This is a genomic window from Paenibacillus ottowii (assembly GCF_050516475.1).
GTDB lineage: Bacteria > Bacillota > Bacilli > Paenibacillales > Paenibacillaceae > Paenibacillus > Paenibacillus ottowii.
Genome location: NZ_CP191577.1, coordinates 2,740,201 through 2,755,965 on the forward strand (window position 1 = coordinate 2,740,201; position 15,765 = coordinate 2,755,965).

Consider the following 15,765-nt stretch of genomic DNA (forward strand, 5'->3'; position numbering starts at 1 on the left):
GCTCCGCCTTTCCTCCTTCACCCATGCAGGAAAAGGATGTATCGGGTATTAGCTACCGTTTCCGGTAGTTATCCCTGTCTTGTGGGCAGGTTGCCTACGTGTTACTCACCCGTCCGCCGCTAGGTTACTTAGAAGCAAGCTTCTAAGTAACCCCGCTCGACTTGCATGTATTAGGCACGCCGCCAGCGTTCGTCCTGAGCCAGGATCAAACTCTCCATTAAAGACCAACCGAAGTTGGTTTACAGAAAGAGCGATTAGCTCATTTTTAATGCTAGCGATTCTTCTTAATAAAAGAAGTAATCTTTATTTCATCATCCATTTGTTCAGTTTTCAAAGAACTTGTCTGTCCTCGTTTCATTTAACGAGCCAGGAGTTAGATCATAACATGTTAGTTGCTTTCTTGTCAAATCTTTTTTTGTTTATCTTATCAGCAACCTCGCTTCAAGAAATACTATTCTCAAAGCAACGTCTAATAATATATCATGCCTAAAGTTAATTAGCAAGCACTTTTTATATTCTTTGTTCTTTACTACATAACAGATAATAAGGGCAGCCACTCCGCTCTGGAACGGAATGACTGCCCTTATTGCAAAACTATTTATTCTTGTTCTAATAGTCTGATGAATTCGTCTTCATCTTCTATGGTGGCGATCCCGAGTTGTTGTGCTTTAGCCAGCTTGCTCCCAGCCTTTTCACCAGCGATGACTAGATCCGTCTTTTTGGATACAGATCCGGCAACTTTGGCTCCCAGCGCCTCCAGCTTGGATGCAGCTTCATCACGCGTAAGCTGATGCAAGGTACCTGTGAGCACAATCGTTTTGCCGCTGAAAAAGCTATCTGTCTTCTTCACCTGTGGAGCTTCTGGAGCCTGTGCCTTTACCCCTAGAGACAGCATCTTTTCAATTCCCGCTTGAGTAAATGGATCGGCAAAGAATGCAACAATGCTTTCTGCGACAATCCCACCTACATCCGGCAGTTCTATCAGTTCATCCACCGTAGCAGACATCGTTTTGTGCAAATCACGATAGTGTTCTGCCAACATGCGTGTCGTCGCTTTACCAGTGTTCGGTATGCCCAGAGCATAAAGGAAAGAAGCCAAATCTCTCTCCTTACTCTTTTCAAGTGCCGCCAAGAGGTTATTGGCCTTTTTCTCACCAAACCGTTCCAGCTTCACAAGATCTTCATATTTCAGTGTATACAGATCTGCAGGTTCACGAACTCCCAGTTCATCATGTAGTTGGATAGCTGTTTTGTCACTGAATGTCTCGATATCCATAGCATCACGTGAAGCAAAATGGGAAATTCGGGCCACAATTTGTGGTTTACAACCTAGCTTATTATCGCAAAATAAATGGGCGCCGCGCTGCTGCAGCGGAAACCCACAAGCTGGGCAATGATCTGGTACAACAATTTCCTCCCCGTCGTTCTCAGATGTTACTTTTCCTAAAATCTCCGGAATGACATCGTTTGAGCGACGAATAAACACCCGTGCCCCCAAAGCAAACTTCAGGTTTTTACGTTCGATGTCACCAGCATTGTTCAGCGTACAATTTTGTACAGTGACTCCCGCCAGCTCTACTGGTTCTACTCTTGCCAGTGGAGTGATCTTACCCGTTCTACCTACATTCCACTCGACCGAGTTAAGAACGGTAGTCGTTTCCTCTGCTTCGAACTTATAGGCCACTGCCCAGCGCGGGAATTTATCGGTATAACCAAGAACCTCACGTGTGCGCATATCTGTAATTTTCAATACTGCTCCATCAATGAGATAGTCCAATCCCGCACGGGATTCTTCGATCTCAGTCAACTGCTCCATTACATCATCAAAGTTATCAAAGTAAGTCAGGTATGGATTTACCTTAAAATGATTTTCACGCAGGAAAGTCATCATCTCCTGGTGACTGTTAAACTGAATACGATCCGCATAGCCCACATTGTAGAAAAAAGCATTCAACCGCCGCTCTGCTGTTACTTTGGGATTCAGGTTACGTAAAGCCCCAGCTGCGGCGTTCCGTGCATTTTTAAGAGGTTCTGCAGCAGTCTCATTATATTGGGACAGTACAGAGAGATTCATGATTCCTTCTCCCTGCACTTCAATAGTTCCATTCTTAAAAGGTATGGTAAGTGGTACGGATTTAATCGTTTTCACCTGTGCCAGTATCCCCTCACCTACTACACCATTACCGCGGGTAGAAGCCTGCACCAGCTGTCCATCCGTATACGTCAGGTTCAGCGTCAGTCCATCAAATTTTAATTCTATCGCATAGCCTAGAGATGGCAAAGGCTGCTCCGGGTTCTTAGTATTGTAATCATTGACCAGCTTCACGACACGCGCATTCCATGCACGAAGCTGCTCCATATTCTGAGCTTTATCAAGACTCCATAATGGGGCGAGATGGCGATGCGGTGTGAAACCCTTGAGGATCTCCCCGCCCACACGCTGTGTTGGCGAATCAGGCAGCACAAGCCCGCTGGCCTGTTCAAGCGCTACCAGTTCGTCATAAAGCACATCATATTCTTTGTCGCTGATCTGGGGCTCATCCAATGTATAGTAGTGATAGTTATATGTGTTCAGTTCAGCAACAAGCTGCTCCATTCTGTGCATTGGATTCATGCAGGCGTATCCCTCCGGGAACTTCATTAGGGCAGAGGCCTATGCCATGCTGCCCTATGAGGTTCGAGATTTAATGATATTTTAAATTTATTCTACTTTTGTAATCGGCGCAAAGCCAGCCAACAGACGTTTAACCCCTACCGGAGCCGGGAAAGCAATTTGAAGCTCCATATCATTGCCTGTCCCTTTTACAGCTACGATGGTTCCAATTCCCCATTTGCCATGCTGTACCTTGTCTCCGGCAGCAAAAATGGATGAACCTCCTGCCGAAGCAGTCGGAGCTGGTCTTGCAGGTGAGGACGTGGTGACTGTAACGCGAGGCGATGCGGAAGCAGACGAGCCACTACGGCTCATCATATCAAATGAACGTTCTCCGCCAAAGTTGCTGCTGCCGCCTTTGCCCAGTCCGCGACCACCATAAGATCCGCCTACATCGCCTGAACGGCGGTAGCGGTCACGTTTGATGATCGTATCCTCTTTTAACTCATCCGGGATCTCTTCGAGAAAGCGGGAAGGCGGGTTAGCTGTGGTGCGTCCAAACAGAGTGCGCATCTGTGCGCATGTGAGGAACAATTGCTCCTCGGCACGGGTAATCCCGACATACGCCAATCTGCGCTCTTCCTCCAGCTCTTCATTGTCCAAAAAGGCCCTGCTGTGAGGGAATACCCCCTCCTCCATACCAACGATAAATACGATAGGAAACTCCAGTCCTTTGGCGCTATGCATGGTCATTAATACAACCGCATCACTCTGCTCCTCTTCATCGTCATTCATGGAATCAATATCGGCAATCAGAGCAAGATCGGTCAGGAAAGAGACAAGTGACTTGTCTTCCGTCCCTTTTTCAAATTCCATGGTTACCGACAGAAACTCATCAATATTCTCCAAACGCGAGCGGGACTCAAGTGTATTCTCGTTTTGCAGTTCCAATCGATATTGGGTGGTTTCCAGCATTTTTTCGGTCAACTCAGTCACTGATAGGTAATCTACCATCCGACTTAAACCTTCAATCATATCGTAAAACTCTACAAGTGCATTACGTGTGCGCCCAGCAAAGCCCAAATCATCTACCACTTGAAGCACACGGAAAATTGAAACTCCACGTTCCGCCGCGGCTGCCTGTAATTTACCGACTGTTGTGTCGCCAATGCTTCGTTTGGGCACATTAATGATTCGTGTCAGGCTGATATCGTCGTCAGGATTGGACAGTAGACGTAGATATGCCAGCAAATCCTTAATCTCTTTACGATCATAGAACTTGATTCCGCCCACGATTTGATAAGGAATATCTGATTTAATCAAAATTTCCTCGACAACCCGTGACTGAGCATTTGTACGATACAAAATAGCATGATGACTATAGGTTTTGCCTGCCTTAATATTTTTATGAATTTCTGAGGCGATAAAGTAGCCCTCGTCATGCTCGGAGTCAGCACGGTAAACCTTAATCTTGGCTCCGCCTTCTTTATCGGTCCATAGTTTTTTCGGCTTACGGCCGGTATTTTGACCAATGACCTCGTTGGCTGCATTAAGAATATTTGAAGTGGAACGGTAGTTCTGCTCCAGCAAAATCGTACGTGCTTCCGGGTAATCTTCTTCAAAGTTCAAAATGTTGCTAATATCCGCTCCCCGCCACCGATAGATGGATTGGTCGCTGTCACCTACAACGCATAGCCGGTGATGCTTGTCAGCCAGCATTTTACACAGCATGTACTGCGCACGGTTCGTATCCTGATATTCATCAACATGAATGTATTGAAATTTCTTCTGGTAGAGATCAAGCACCTCAGGTACTTCTTTAAAGAGCTGGATCGTTGCCATGATCAAATCATCAAAATCAAGAGAGTTGTTACTTTTGAGCCGTTGTTGGTACTTGGTATATACCTTCGCCACAATGCCTTCAAAATAATCGCCAATCTTGCGCTCATACATTTCGGGAGTGACCAGCTCATTTTTTGCCGTACTCATCATAGACTGAACCGCTTTGGGTTCAAACTTCTTGGTATCTATATTCAGGTCCTTCATACAGCTTCGAATGACAGACAGTTGATCCGTAGAATCCAGGATACTGAAATTGGAGGTAAATCCAATCCGCTCGATATCGCGGCGTAAAATACGCACACACATGGAGTGAAAGGTGGATACCCACACATCTCTCCCCTGCGGACCAATCAGCTTGGATACGCGATCCTGCATTTCACGCGCGGCCTTGTTCGTAAAAGTAATCGCCAAAATCCCCCATGGGGCCGTCTTTCGGGTCGCGATGAGGTAAGCTATTCGGTGCGTAAGCACCCGTGTCTTACCACTGCCCGCGCCAGCCATAATCAGCAGCGGACCATCCACCGCCTCCACGGCCTGACGCTGAGGCTGATTAAGGCGAGCTACCGCCTCGTGTATATCTATTGATTGCATGCGTGCATGCTCCTTTCCCTAAACTATCATAAAATTTACGCTCTTTCCTTCACAGCTACCGTCTCCAGTGCTTTCGCCAAGTCACGATAAATAATGTTTCCTACTACAATGGTGTCACAAACAGCTGCTGCTTGTAACGCGGTAGATTTATCCACGATGCCTCCTCCGTATAGGACACGGGATCGCTCCGTACCGCGATGTATCTTTTGAACCAGCTCCATATCTCCAAAGGCACCGCTATATTCCACATATACAATCGGCAGTTGCATAAGCTTGTCAGCAATCTGTGCATATGAAGCAGCATCAGAGGCACTCAGCGAAGTATCCGCACTAGTAAGCTTAGCGACGGCGGAATCACCGTTCAAAACAATATATCCTTCCGTCACAAGCAAATCCCAAGGGATCATATAACCAAATTGCTCAATCGCACGTTGGTGCTGACCTATAATCCAATTACTGTCAGTGGTATTCAGCACCATGGGAATCATATATAGATCAAACCCCGGCACCACAGCTTCCAAATCGGATACCTCAAGCACACACGGCACCTCATAACGTCGAACCCGTGATAGCAAATCCACCGTGTTTTCATAGGTTACGCCCGATGAACCTCCGATCATAATGGCGTCCGTACCAGACATACACACGGCATCAAGCGTCTCATCATTCAGTTCTTTGTCAGGATCTAGCTTAAATACATGCCTCCAAGATTGAATTGAATCTGCCAACACACATTCCTCCAGCATCCATTGCTTTTGTCATCATCCAGACGAGCCGAATTCCAATATCCAAAAGCGTTCTATGCTAAGTCTATGACAGTGGCTAAAAGGTGTCAATGTTCGTATTAGATGGGAACACCGCGTTCAGACAGCTCATGGTCTCAGCGCATACACCCAACTGCGTTTACGAAGCTCTTTTTCCGTTAAAACATCCGTATAGAAGCCTTGCACACCCATCTGCTCGTACTCAGTAGCATCCTTCAACTCATTAATCGTATTTACGTAGCACACTGCTCCTGCCTGACGCAAACTTTCTACCAAGTCACCACGCACCCGATTTTCTGGTAAAGTCACTGCCGTGATCTCATTGTGTTGGACAAATCGAATAATCTCGTCATCCTGATCTTCTGTAGCATAGAGCGTATAAATAATGGATGTATAAGGATAGATATTTCGCAGCGTTTGCAGCATTTCTTCATTATAAATTTGAGGGACAATACGAGACAAAAGCTCGGGATTCTTCTCCTGGGCCTGACGGGTCAGTTGTGCAAACAACTGCTTGATTTGGGCAGGGTCCTGCTCTTTTGTATCAGTCACAATATAGGCATCCGGGTAGTTTTCCAATAAATCCAATACATCCTTCCAATCTAATGGAGTATAGGAACCGTGTATGGGGGTGTTTTTAAATTGATGGTAGCTCCAAGGTTTTCCGCCCTGCTTTGTACCAACGGCGTATTCCTGTTGCATTTGCTTTGTAAAGGATTTCGTCCATTCATGGCGTGCCACCAAATGTCCATCCGACGTGAACATCAGGTCGACCTCGAATACGCGGCTGCCTTTTTTATAATTTTCCACAAACGCTTCACGCGCATTGGTATAGGCCAAACCATCAACGGCTCCCATGGCATGCGAAATCACGCGGTGTGTGGTAAAGCCAATATGTTCTTCCGTAGATTGTACTTTGTAAGCCAGTAAAAAAGTGCCGATTAACGTTAAAAGAATGACTGCAGCAATCCATCGTTTCATAGGGTGTCACATCCTTTTCGTACAGGTCAATACCCTACATGCATCTATTCAAAACAGCTCTATATTAGTTGAACAAAAAAAATCAGCTATATAGACACAAAAACACCCTCCGGCTAAACCGAAGGGTGACTCTGGATTAATATGCATTTTTGAAACCATTGCGAATCGTGCGAAAAATAATTTTGATATCGAATAAGAGCGACCAGTTCTCAATATAGAAGATGTCATGCTTAATCCGTTCCTCAATCGATGTATCTCCGCGCAAGCCGTTGCTCTGTGCCCAGCCTGTAATTCCTGGACGAACATGATGCTTCACCATGTATTTTGGAATTTCCTCACGGAATTGCTCTACATAATAAGGCCGTTCCGGACGTGGGCCAACGACACTCATATCACCCAGCAGTACGTTGAAAAACTGTGGCAGCTCATCGAGACTCGTTTTACGAATAAAAGTGCCAAAACGTGTGCGTCTTGGGTCATTAGCAGTCGTCCATCCCGTATCTTCTGTTCCAGGAGGCAGCACCTTCATCGAACGAAATTTATACATTCGGAAGGTGCGACGGTTCAAGCCTACCCGCTCTTGTTTGAAAATAATGGGCCCTCTCGACGTAACCTTTACACCAATCGCTACGGCCAGCATAATCGGTGAGGTCAGAATAATGGCGAATAAAGAAAAGAAAATATCGAATAGGCGCTTAAACAACCGATTCCCTGCTACATCTAGTGGAATATCCCGTACATTGATCATCGGCATGCCTGCAAAATTGTCAAAGTAAGGCCGTGCCGGCAAATAATCAAAGAAATCAGGAATAATAAGCGTGCGCACCCCAGCCTTTTCACACATGTTGATAATCTTGGGGTATTTATCATGCGCATCCAGCGGCAACGCCAGAATGACTTCATCAATCATCAGGCGTGACAGCGTTGCCTCCAATTGATCTAATCCGCCAAGAATCGGGCAAAAATGAGCTTCTTCCTCTTCGTTCCAATGCCGTTTATCATCTAGAAATCCCACTACTTCATAGCCTAAATCAGGATACTGTCTTAGATTATGATAAAATCGTTGCCCCAAAGAACCTGCTCCAAGGATAAGCATGAATTGCTTATTGTATCCTTTTTGACGAAGGAGTTTAAGAATTTGCTTCAAAAAATATCGATAAAACAAAATAATCAGCACATTACCAACCATATAGATCGCCAAATAAGACCGCGAGATGTCGATCTGTTTTACGAAGAACATCACACTCAACAGCACAAACAGGCCGACAATGTGAACCTGGGTAACGCGAAACACGTCATCTGCAAATCTCTTTTTTCGTTTTGGTGAATAGAGTGAGAATAACATTCCCAGCACTACGGCAATCAGACCATAAATTAAGCTCCAACCTCCATATACTTGTATAGGAAGCGGCTCTTTATAAGTGATCCATTCACTTTCAAATTTGAAAAACCAAGCGATCAGAAAAGATAACTGAATGACCGCGAAATCCGCCACAATATATAATTGGGTTAAAAAACGCTGATTTCTGCGTATCATGCTTTCACCTCAGTACGAGATTGTTCCCCGCCGTCCGGCTTAACCGGTGCAGACAACTTATTTTTCAGAAAAGCCATTCCAAACTTCACCGTAATTCCCGCATATACAGCCATGTTGATGATCCAGTTGTATTGCTGTTTATAGTGCTTACGATGGAATATCCACATGGCTCTATGAAACTCATAAATAATTTTCAAAGGACGACGGCGAGCACTGCCTCCTTTGATATGAATAATATATGTGCGCGGGTAGTAGTAAATGCCCCAACCGGCTTGTTTAATCCGGTAACACCAGTCAATATCCTCACCATACATAAAGAAGGTTTCGTCCAATCCGCCAACCTGGTCAATCGTCTCCTTACGCACCAGCATAAAAGCCCCCACCAGTACATCTACAGGATACTCATCATCAGGGCTTAGATGTCCAAGCTGATATTGGTTGTACTTCGGGTTATCCGGGTAACGTTTCGACCAGCCGAAAGCATAGTAAAAAGACGCCGACGGCGTTGGAAACCCTCGCTTACAAGCCTTGTCTAGCGAGCCATCCGGCAGGATGACCTTACAACCCGATGCCCCTATCTTCGGGTGCGTATCCATAAACTGAATCATTGTATCCAGCGTGTCCGGCTGCACCAACGTATCGGAGTTCAGCAGCAACACATAACGCCCGCTAGCTACTTCCATGCCCTGATTGTTCGCCTTGGCGAAACCTGTATTATCTTTATTGGCTATCAATGTAATCTCCGGGTATGCAGCACGAATAGCCTCAACAGACCCGTCATTGGAGTGATTATCGATAACAATCACTTCATATCGATACTGCGTCTTTGACGCATACACTGACTGCAAACAATCCAGCGTCAATTGACACGTGTTATAGTTGACGACCAGTATGCTTACATCCATATTTAAAACGCTCCTGACAAATTCAGTAATCTATTCTACTATCGCCTATTATAGCATACCCCGTCGATCACGGGGCGCAAAAAAGCACACAACTTGTAACCTTACATAGTTGAGGTCTAAAAATCATCGTGGTAAGATATACATGGAAAAAGGGCTGGTGCCAGCCAGCCCCGCGCAACCAACGCTCCAAGAGCGGACGGTTTTGGAACAATCAGGCCGAAAATAGACCCTTCCTTGCGGGGGCGGTCTATTTTCGTTTGTTAGACTCTAACAGTGTGACGATTAACGCCCCGAACGTCAGCATTAAACTGAGCGCCTCAAACACTGTCACAGGCTTCACCCCCCTCCTCGGGAGAGTTAGCCGACCGCCCTTGCCAGCTCTATCGGTTGCACGTTTCAATTATACTATATATTTCCAAAAAGGAACACGCATTCGATGGTATTTTATCTAGCATTCCGTTGTACCTTTGATTATTTGACGCTTCTATATGGAAAAAAGTTTCAATATTTTTCTTTCCGTCTTCTATAATTTCCCCAGTATAAAAACAAACTTATAAATCCAGTTGTCCAACCGTGACTGCCTATAAAATGGAGACTGCCCAATATATTTTATACGTGAAAGTACACCCTTATGGTAGCTATGCAGGAATCGCTCCACATCTCTATACATTTGGGAAGGCATGTCTTGTCCATATAGTTGAACAAATTGCAGGGCTTGTTTACTTAAAATATAGCGATTTTTCCCTTTTACGAATCTACTTAGTCTTTTCCTCCACTTGCCAAGCCAACCATCTGTTGAACCTCCCAGCACATTGTTTTGATGCTGTCGATACCAGATATATGGCTCGTGATCAAATATAACCTCACCAAAAGAGGAGGTACATAAGTAAATCCACCAGTCATGCATGATAATGTTATCCAAAGTATCCGGCATTCTCGTTTTCACGAGCTGAAGTGTTTCTTTATTGATTACCATGGTACAACCTACACATACATTCTCGATGAGAGCATTATGGAAGGATAAAGATCTAGGGATATCGGATGGCCATACTTTGAGAGGTTCCAAGTTTTGAGAGACCATTTGCGTTGCTGAACAATACATCAGCGGTCGACTCCCATCCTTTTCCCTGAGACGTGCTACAGCCCGAGCAAGCTTGTTTGGCATCCACACATCATCCTGATCACAAAATGCGTAATAGTCAAATGCCTCGGACGATCTTTCAATCAGATCAAAAAAACTCGCAATAACACCTACATTATTCTCTCGGCATAACCTAATCTGTTGGGGATAACGTTGCTCCAGTATACTCAACTTATCAACCGTGTCATCTGTTGAGCCATCATCACGGATTAGAATCTGAACTTCTACGTCTTTTTGATTGATGAGACTTTCTACCTGCTCGTCTAAGTAAGCCGCTCCATTATATGTAGACAATAAAATTTGTACTTTAGGTCTGTTCAGAGTCATGCCCTCCTTCTTTAATAATATGGGCTACAGGGATGTGTATGTCCCACCTGCCTATACATTATAATGCTCATCGCGCTTTATCAACATAGTCTTAAATCAACAAAATCTCCCAATCCTGAAATGATGGGAGATTTTTGATAGCTATGATAAAGTTTAAATTACTCGGATTTATTAAAATACTCACGCAAAAATTCACGTAATCCCTTGCGCCAATCTTGTAAATCGTGGAATCCGTTACTCCGAATCGCAATATGCTCCATTACGGAATTACGTGGCCGCGCTGCGGGTCTGGGAAACTGCTCTGTGCTGCATGGCTCTAGATTTGCAGTGATCTTTACAGCAAATAGCTCTGCGGCATCATGCAAAATAGCTTGTGTAAACTCGTACCAGGTGCAAGAACCGCTATTGGATGCATGATATACGCCATACTTCTCCGTTTGAATCAATTCCGCCAAAAAGCGTGCCAAATCCACCGTATAGGTGGGTGCGCCTTTCTGGTCGTTCACAACCTGAAGATGCGGCTTTTCCTGTCCCAGCTTCAGCATTGTTTTTACAAAATTGTTCCCGTGCAATCCGTATACCCAAGAAGTACGTACAATAAAATATCTGGAGGAAAGTGTTTGGGCCAGTATCTCTCCGGCCCGCTTGGACTTTCCGTAAATACTCTGCGGATTCGTATTGTCATACTCATGATATGGCTGCTCCGCTGTTCCATCGAACACGTAATCCGTGCTGATATACACCAGCTTGGCTCCTGTTTTTTCCGCAGCCAATGCCATATTGCGTGTTCCCGACGCATTGACTTGGTAAGCCGTATCTATATCAGACTCGGCTGCATCCACAGCCGTATACGCTGCACAGTGGATGATAGCATCAGGTTGGTACTGTCCCACGATCTTTACAACCTGCTCCAAATCCGTTATATCCAGCTGTTCCCGATCGTATCCCCAGACATCATGTCCCTGGCCCTGAAAAACGTTCACTACGTCTTTGCCAAGTTGACCGGATGCTCCAGTAACCAGCACCTTCATCTTACGCATCCCCCAAGCGGGAACCGTACTGCTTAGCATAATATTGCTGGTACTCGCCGGATTGAATACGAGTCCACCATTCCTCATTGTCCAAGTACCAGCGAATCGTTTCTTTAATGCCCGTCTCAAAAGAGTGTTTGGGCCTCCAGCCCAGCTCATTCATGGTTTTGGTCGGATCGATCCCGTAACGGCGGTCATGCCCCGGACGATCCTGGACATACGAAATTAGAGATTCTGGCTTGCCCAGCTCCTCCAATATCGTTTTGACGATATGCACATTGGTCCGTTCGTTATTTCCCCCGATATTATATACTTCACCCAACTTGCCCTGATGAATAACCAGATCAATTGCACTACAGTGATCCTCTACATACAACCAATCGCGAATGTTCAAGCCATCCCCGTATATTGGTAGCTGTTGATCGCTCAGTGCACGGGAGATCATTAGAGGGATTAGTTTTTCTGGGAACTGATATGGACCATAGTTGTTAGAACAACGCGTGATATTCACTGGCAAACCGAAGGTTTCATGATATGCACGAACTAACAGATCACCGCCTGCCTTGGAAGCAGAATAGGGACTATTAGGCTGCAACGGAGTTTCCTCCGTGAACAATCCTGTTTCACCCAGAGAGCCGTATACTTCATCTGTCGATACCTGTACAAATTTGGTCACATTATATTTTTTGGCGGCATCCAATAACACCTGTGTACCTAGTACGTTTGTTTTTACAAACACTTCCGGCTCCAAAATACTCCGATCTACATGCGACTCTGCCGCAAAATTTACCACCACATCAATTCCTTGCTGCATCAGTTGGTCCATCACTTGTGCATTAGTAATGTCCGCTTTCACAAAGGTATGTTTGGGATGATCTTCGATGGATTTCAAATTTTCCAAGTTGCCTGCATACGTAAGAGCATCAATATTCACAATTTCGTAATCGGGGTGCTTTTTTAACATATACAATACAAAGTTACTGCCTATAAAACCGGCACCGCCGGTGACAAGAAGTTTCATACAAGCCTCCTGTACTGAGAAATGTAATATTAGACTTCTGAACCATTTTCTTAGCTCAAAAGCATACAAAACATTAATTTTTTGTACTAATTTCTAAGCAAAATTGATCTCCGCTTCTTTCAGTAATGGCTGCTGTTTATCCTTCTCTGAAAGTATCGCCGTAGAGGTAGGCCAATCAATACTCAGTGCAGGGTCATTCCAAAGTATCCCTCTGTCGTGTAAAGGAGAGTAATATTCATCAACCTTATACAACACCTGTGTATTTGGAACAAGCGTACAAAAACCATGAGCAAACCCCTTAGGCACCAATAACTGGCGATGATTATACTCACTTAGAATGACACTAATCCATTGTCCAAATGTAGGAGAACTTTTTCGAATGTCCAGAATCACATCATAGATAGCACCTGTGATTACCCTGATAAGTTTAGTTTGTGCCTTCGGATTTAATTGATAATGAAGCCCACGTATAACTCCTGCATCAGCAGAAAGTGATTGGTTATCTTGTATAAACGTATGAGTAATCCCCTTATCTTGCATTACCTGTTGATTATAACTTTCCATAAAAAAACCACGTTGATCACCATGAACAATTGGCTCTATTACACTAGCGCCCGCCAATCTTAAAGGTATCACCTTCATAATATACCTTCTTCCCTCAATGCTTTGAAACTTCCCCTTACAACTTTAACTTACCAAATTCCTCACCAAATATAATGTTTTGCGTGAGTTCATTTGCTCTTGCCAGCGAAGTATGCGTTCCTGCGTCCGTCCACCAACCTTGAAGAATATCATAGGTCAATGTTCCGTTAGCAATATATGCATTATTTACGTCCGTGATTTCTAATTCTCCACGTGTCGAAGGTTTTAGGGTTTTCACAATATTAAAAACATTATGATCAAACATATATATTCCCGTAACTGCATAATCACTTTTAGGTAGCAGAGGTTTTTCTTCTATTGATACAATACGTTGATTCTGAATTTCTGCCACACCGAATCGCTGCGGATCATGGACCTTTTGCAATAATAATTTTGCGCCAGTATTCTGTTTGCGAAAATTTTGCACAAACGGAGAGATATCATCCTCAAACACATTATCCCCTAAGATAACAACCATCTGATCTTTGCCAATAAAATTCTCCGCCAGATCTAATGCCTGGGCAATCCCCCCCGCTTCGTCCTGTACCTTAAATGTAAATGCTACACCCATTTCTCGACCGCTTCCTAGCAAATTCACAACATCCCCCATATGTTCTTTGCCTGTTACGATAAGGATATCCGTAATATTAGCTTGTTTTAGCTTATATATGGAATGAAAGATCATAGGGTACTTACCGACAGGAAGCAGGTGCTTATTGGTCACTTTGGTTAAAGGAAAAAGGCGAGAACCTGTCCCGCCTGCAAGAATTATACCTTTCATATGTCGACTCCTTAATTATTAATTTAAAAATAAGAATAAATTTTTAACCTAGCGTTATAACGCACTCTTTTTAGTTTGTCTTTAGTAGGTAGCAAAAACTCACTCCAAATATTTAGAGTTAATAAGGTTATAAAATTACTTTACCTAAATAAAGTGATCCAATTTGCACTTTTATTTAGAGTGTTACACCAACAAATTCCTTCAGGCTATGAAAATAGCTCATAGCTTTTCAGGACACTTTTTTCTTTCATTAACATAAGCAAAAGTCCAATACTTGTTTAATATGAAATTAAAAATAGGGACGATAATCAATGCAAAAAATTGTCCTAAAAGATAAGAAAAGTTAAAAGCATAAACGATAACATACATAATTGATAGGTTGAGAACCAAACCAGTTAGAGAGACTAAAGTGTACTTAACTAAAATTTTAACCCCCTTCCCTGAAGTACTAAATGTCCACTGACGATTTATAAAATATGAAATCACCAGTGAAAATATAAATCCGATAAATGAAGAAAATATTGGTTCGAAGTTCAGCTTTTCAACTAACAATATTATAGTTGAAGTATGAATAAGGGTCCCCAAAGCACCTACAAACCCATATTTCAAAAATTGTAATAGGTTATTTCTCATGGGAACTCCCTTTTAGATTTAAGTGTTTTCCCTTAAGTAGATCAACTTCTTTTTTCAATAATCCTATCTCTTGCGAGAGAACTTTAATTTTATTTGAATCCCTTGACAAGGCAACTGTAAGACTATATAAAATAACAAAAATTGAAATTATAGCAACTAAAAACAAGGCATTAACTGGCATCTCAATATAAAAAATACGCGAAATAAAAATCAATAACATCAATAGTATTGAACATACAAAAAACAAGATAACTTGAAGTTGGAAATGAATCATTGCAATACCTCATAGCTCTTTTTCTCTCTCAACAAATCAATTAATATCGCTAAAGACACCTTAATCATATAATATAGCGACTTAACAGATTTTATAGAGGATTCACCTGCCTGTCTTTCCATCATTGTTACTGGTATTTCCATAACTTTATGATTAGTTCTAATTAAATGTACGATTGACTCTGGCTCTGGGTAATCACTTGGATAATATACATTCGCAAATACAGAAATTGATTTACGACCACATGCTCTAAATCCTGAAGTTGGATCAGTTATCTTCACTCTAGTAAAAACATATATTAAATCACTAAAATATTTTATACCAATCCTTCTTATACGCGTTGATTGAAAACCCACTTTTTCGATATATCTCGAACCTATAACCATGTCCGCCTTATTATTTAAAATTGGAGTTATTATTTTTTCGATTTGTCCAGGGTCATGCTGCCCATCTCCATCAACCTGAATGGCAATGTCATAATTCTTGTCATAGGCATATTTGTACCCAGTTTGCACAGCTCCTCCAATACCTAAATTACAAGGAAGATCAATAACATTTATACCATTTTCCTTGCAAACTATAGATGTATTATCAGTAGAGCAGTCATTTATAACTATAATATCGTACTTATTTTTCTTGAATTTATTAATTAACTCTTTAATATTTTGCTCCTCATTATACGCTGGAATTATAACTAAAATT

The 15,765-nt window shown here is 43.1% G+C and carries 15 protein-coding genes and 1 other annotated feature (1 of these 16 only partly in view); all 15 genes read right to left on the bottom strand.

Features of this window, described 5'->3' with window-relative positions; all coding sequences use genetic code 11:
* Positions 1 to 174 (bottom strand) — a sequence feature (16S ribosomal RNA rRNA prediction is too short); it reaches 114 nt to the left of the window's first position.
* A gap of 424 nt (positions 175 to 598) precedes the next feature.
* Positions 599 to 2,614, bottom strand: coding sequence for an NAD-dependent DNA ligase LigA (ligA, locus tag ACQQ6X_RS12845; RefSeq protein ID WP_305165652.1), 2,016 nt, complete (start codon positions 2,612 to 2,614; stop codon positions 599 to 601).
* An 87-nt stretch (positions 2,615 to 2,701) separates the two neighbouring features.
* Positions 2,702 to 5,026, bottom strand: a complete 2,325-nt coding sequence (gene pcrA / locus ACQQ6X_RS12850) for a DNA helicase PcrA (protein ID WP_305165653.1) — start codon at positions 5,024 to 5,026, stop codon at positions 2,702 to 2,704.
* A 35-nt stretch (positions 5,027 to 5,061) separates the two neighbouring features.
* Positions 5,062 to 5,772, bottom strand: a complete 711-nt coding sequence (locus ACQQ6X_RS12855) for a heptaprenylglyceryl phosphate synthase (RefSeq protein WP_305165654.1) — start codon at positions 5,770 to 5,772, stop codon at positions 5,062 to 5,064.
* Between the two features lie 126 nt (positions 5,773 to 5,898).
* Positions 5,899 to 6,771 carry a phosphatidylinositol-specific phospholipase C/glycerophosphodiester phosphodiesterase family protein gene (locus ACQQ6X_RS12860; protein ID WP_305165655.1) on the bottom strand — a complete coding sequence of 291 codons (873 nt, stop codon included), beginning with the start codon at positions 6,769 to 6,771 and terminating at the stop codon, positions 5,899 to 5,901.
* Positions 6,772 to 6,907: 136 nt separating this feature from the next.
* Positions 6,908 to 8,308 carry an undecaprenyl-phosphate glucose phosphotransferase gene (locus ACQQ6X_RS12865; protein WP_305165656.1) on the bottom strand — a complete coding sequence of 467 codons (1,401 nt, stop codon included), beginning with the start codon at positions 8,306 to 8,308 and terminating at the stop codon, positions 6,908 to 6,910.
* Positions 8,305 to 9,213: a glycosyltransferase family 2 protein gene (locus ACQQ6X_RS12870; protein WP_305165657.1), complete on the bottom strand. Its 909-nt coding sequence runs from the start codon at positions 9,211 to 9,213 to the stop codon at positions 8,305 to 8,307. The genes ACQQ6X_RS12865 and ACQQ6X_RS12870 overlap by 4 nt, the downstream gene beginning before the upstream one ends.
* A gap of 247 nt (positions 9,214 to 9,460) precedes the next feature.
* Positions 9,461 to 9,553, bottom strand: a complete 93-nt coding sequence (locus ACQQ6X_RS12875; protein ID WP_222847800.1) for a putative holin-like toxin — start codon at positions 9,551 to 9,553, stop codon at positions 9,461 to 9,463.
* Positions 9,554 to 9,736: 183 nt separating this feature from the next.
* Positions 9,737 to 10,681, bottom strand: coding sequence for a glycosyltransferase family 2 protein (locus ACQQ6X_RS12880; protein WP_305165658.1), 945 nt, complete (start codon positions 10,679 to 10,681; stop codon positions 9,737 to 9,739).
* Positions 10,682 to 10,839: 158 nt separating this feature from the next.
* Positions 10,840 to 11,712 carry a dTDP-4-dehydrorhamnose reductase gene (rfbD, locus tag ACQQ6X_RS12885; protein ID WP_305165659.1) on the bottom strand — a complete coding sequence of 291 codons (873 nt, stop codon included), beginning with the start codon at positions 11,710 to 11,712 and terminating at the stop codon, positions 10,840 to 10,842.
* A gap of 1 nt (position 11,713) precedes the next feature.
* Positions 11,714 to 12,733: a dTDP-glucose 4,6-dehydratase gene (gene rfbB, locus ACQQ6X_RS12890; RefSeq protein WP_305165660.1), complete on the bottom strand. Its 1,020-nt coding sequence runs from the start codon at positions 12,731 to 12,733 to the stop codon at positions 11,714 to 11,716.
* A 93-nt stretch (positions 12,734 to 12,826) separates the two neighbouring features.
* A complete protein-coding gene (gene rfbC / locus ACQQ6X_RS12895) occupies positions 12,827 to 13,375 on the bottom strand; it encodes a dTDP-4-dehydrorhamnose 3,5-epimerase (protein WP_305165661.1) in 549 nt (182 codons plus the stop codon).
* Between the two features lie 37 nt (positions 13,376 to 13,412).
* On the bottom strand, positions 13,413 to 14,156 hold the full coding sequence (locus tag ACQQ6X_RS12900; protein ID WP_305165662.1) for a sugar phosphate nucleotidyltransferase: 744 nt from the start codon (positions 14,154 to 14,156) through the stop codon (positions 13,413 to 13,415).
* A 219-nt stretch (positions 14,157 to 14,375) separates the two neighbouring features.
* Entirely contained in the window at positions 14,376 to 14,789 is a 414-nt protein-coding gene (locus ACQQ6X_RS12905) for a GtrA family protein (RefSeq protein ID WP_305165663.1), read from the bottom strand.
* Positions 14,779 to 15,063, bottom strand: coding sequence for a DUF2304 domain-containing protein (locus tag ACQQ6X_RS12910; protein ID WP_430493588.1), 285 nt, complete (start codon positions 15,061 to 15,063; stop codon positions 14,779 to 14,781). The genes ACQQ6X_RS12905 and ACQQ6X_RS12910 overlap by 11 nt, the downstream gene beginning before the upstream one ends.
* Complete coding sequence (locus ACQQ6X_RS12915) at positions 15,060 to 15,764, bottom strand: glycosyltransferase family 2 protein (RefSeq protein WP_430493589.1); 705 nt, start codon at positions 15,762 to 15,764, stop codon at positions 15,060 to 15,062. Before ACQQ6X_RS12915 ends, ACQQ6X_RS12910 begins: the two co-directional genes overlap by 4 nt.
* Position 15,765: the final 1 nt, after the last annotated feature.

Coding starts and splice junctions, on each gene's coding strand:
- ligA (WP_305165652.1), bottom strand. CDS start 2,614: ATGAATCCAATGCACAGAATGGAGCAGCTTGTTGCTGAACTGAACACA.
- pcrA (WP_305165653.1), bottom strand. CDS start 5,026: ATGCAATCAATAGATATACACGAGGCGGTAGCTCGCCTTAATCAGCCT.
- ACQQ6X_RS12855 (WP_305165654.1), bottom strand. CDS start 5,772: ATGCTGGAGGAATGTGTGTTGGCAGATTCAATTCAATCTTGGAGGCAT.
- ACQQ6X_RS12860 (WP_305165655.1), bottom strand. CDS start 6,771: ATGAAACGATGGATTGCTGCAGTCATTCTTTTAACGTTAATCGGCACT.
- ACQQ6X_RS12865 (WP_305165656.1), bottom strand. CDS start 8,308: ATGATACGCAGAAATCAGCGTTTTTTAACCCAATTATATATTGTGGCG.
- ACQQ6X_RS12870 (WP_305165657.1), bottom strand. CDS start 9,213: ATGGATGTAAGCATACTGGTCGTCAACTATAACACGTGTCAATTGACG.
- ACQQ6X_RS12880 (WP_305165658.1), bottom strand. CDS start 10,681: ATGACTCTGAACAGACCTAAAGTACAAATTTTATTGTCTACATATAAT.
- rfbD (WP_305165659.1), bottom strand. CDS start 11,712: ATGAAGGTGCTGGTTACTGGAGCATCCGGTCAACTTGGCAAAGACGTA.
- rfbB (WP_305165660.1), bottom strand. CDS start 12,733: ATGAAACTTCTTGTCACCGGCGGTGCCGGTTTTATAGGCAGTAACTTT.
- rfbC (WP_305165661.1), bottom strand. CDS start 13,375: ATGAAGGTGATACCTTTAAGATTGGCGGGCGCTAGTGTAATAGAGCCA.
- ACQQ6X_RS12900 (WP_305165662.1), bottom strand. CDS start 14,156: ATGAAAGGTATAATTCTTGCAGGCGGGACAGGTTCTCGCCTTTTTCCT.
- ACQQ6X_RS12905 (WP_305165663.1), bottom strand. CDS start 14,789: ATGAGAAATAACCTATTACAATTTTTGAAATATGGGTTTGTAGGTGCT.
- ACQQ6X_RS12910 (WP_430493588.1), bottom strand. CDS start 15,063: ATGATTCATTTCCAACTTCAAGTTATCTTGTTTTTTGTATGTTCAATA.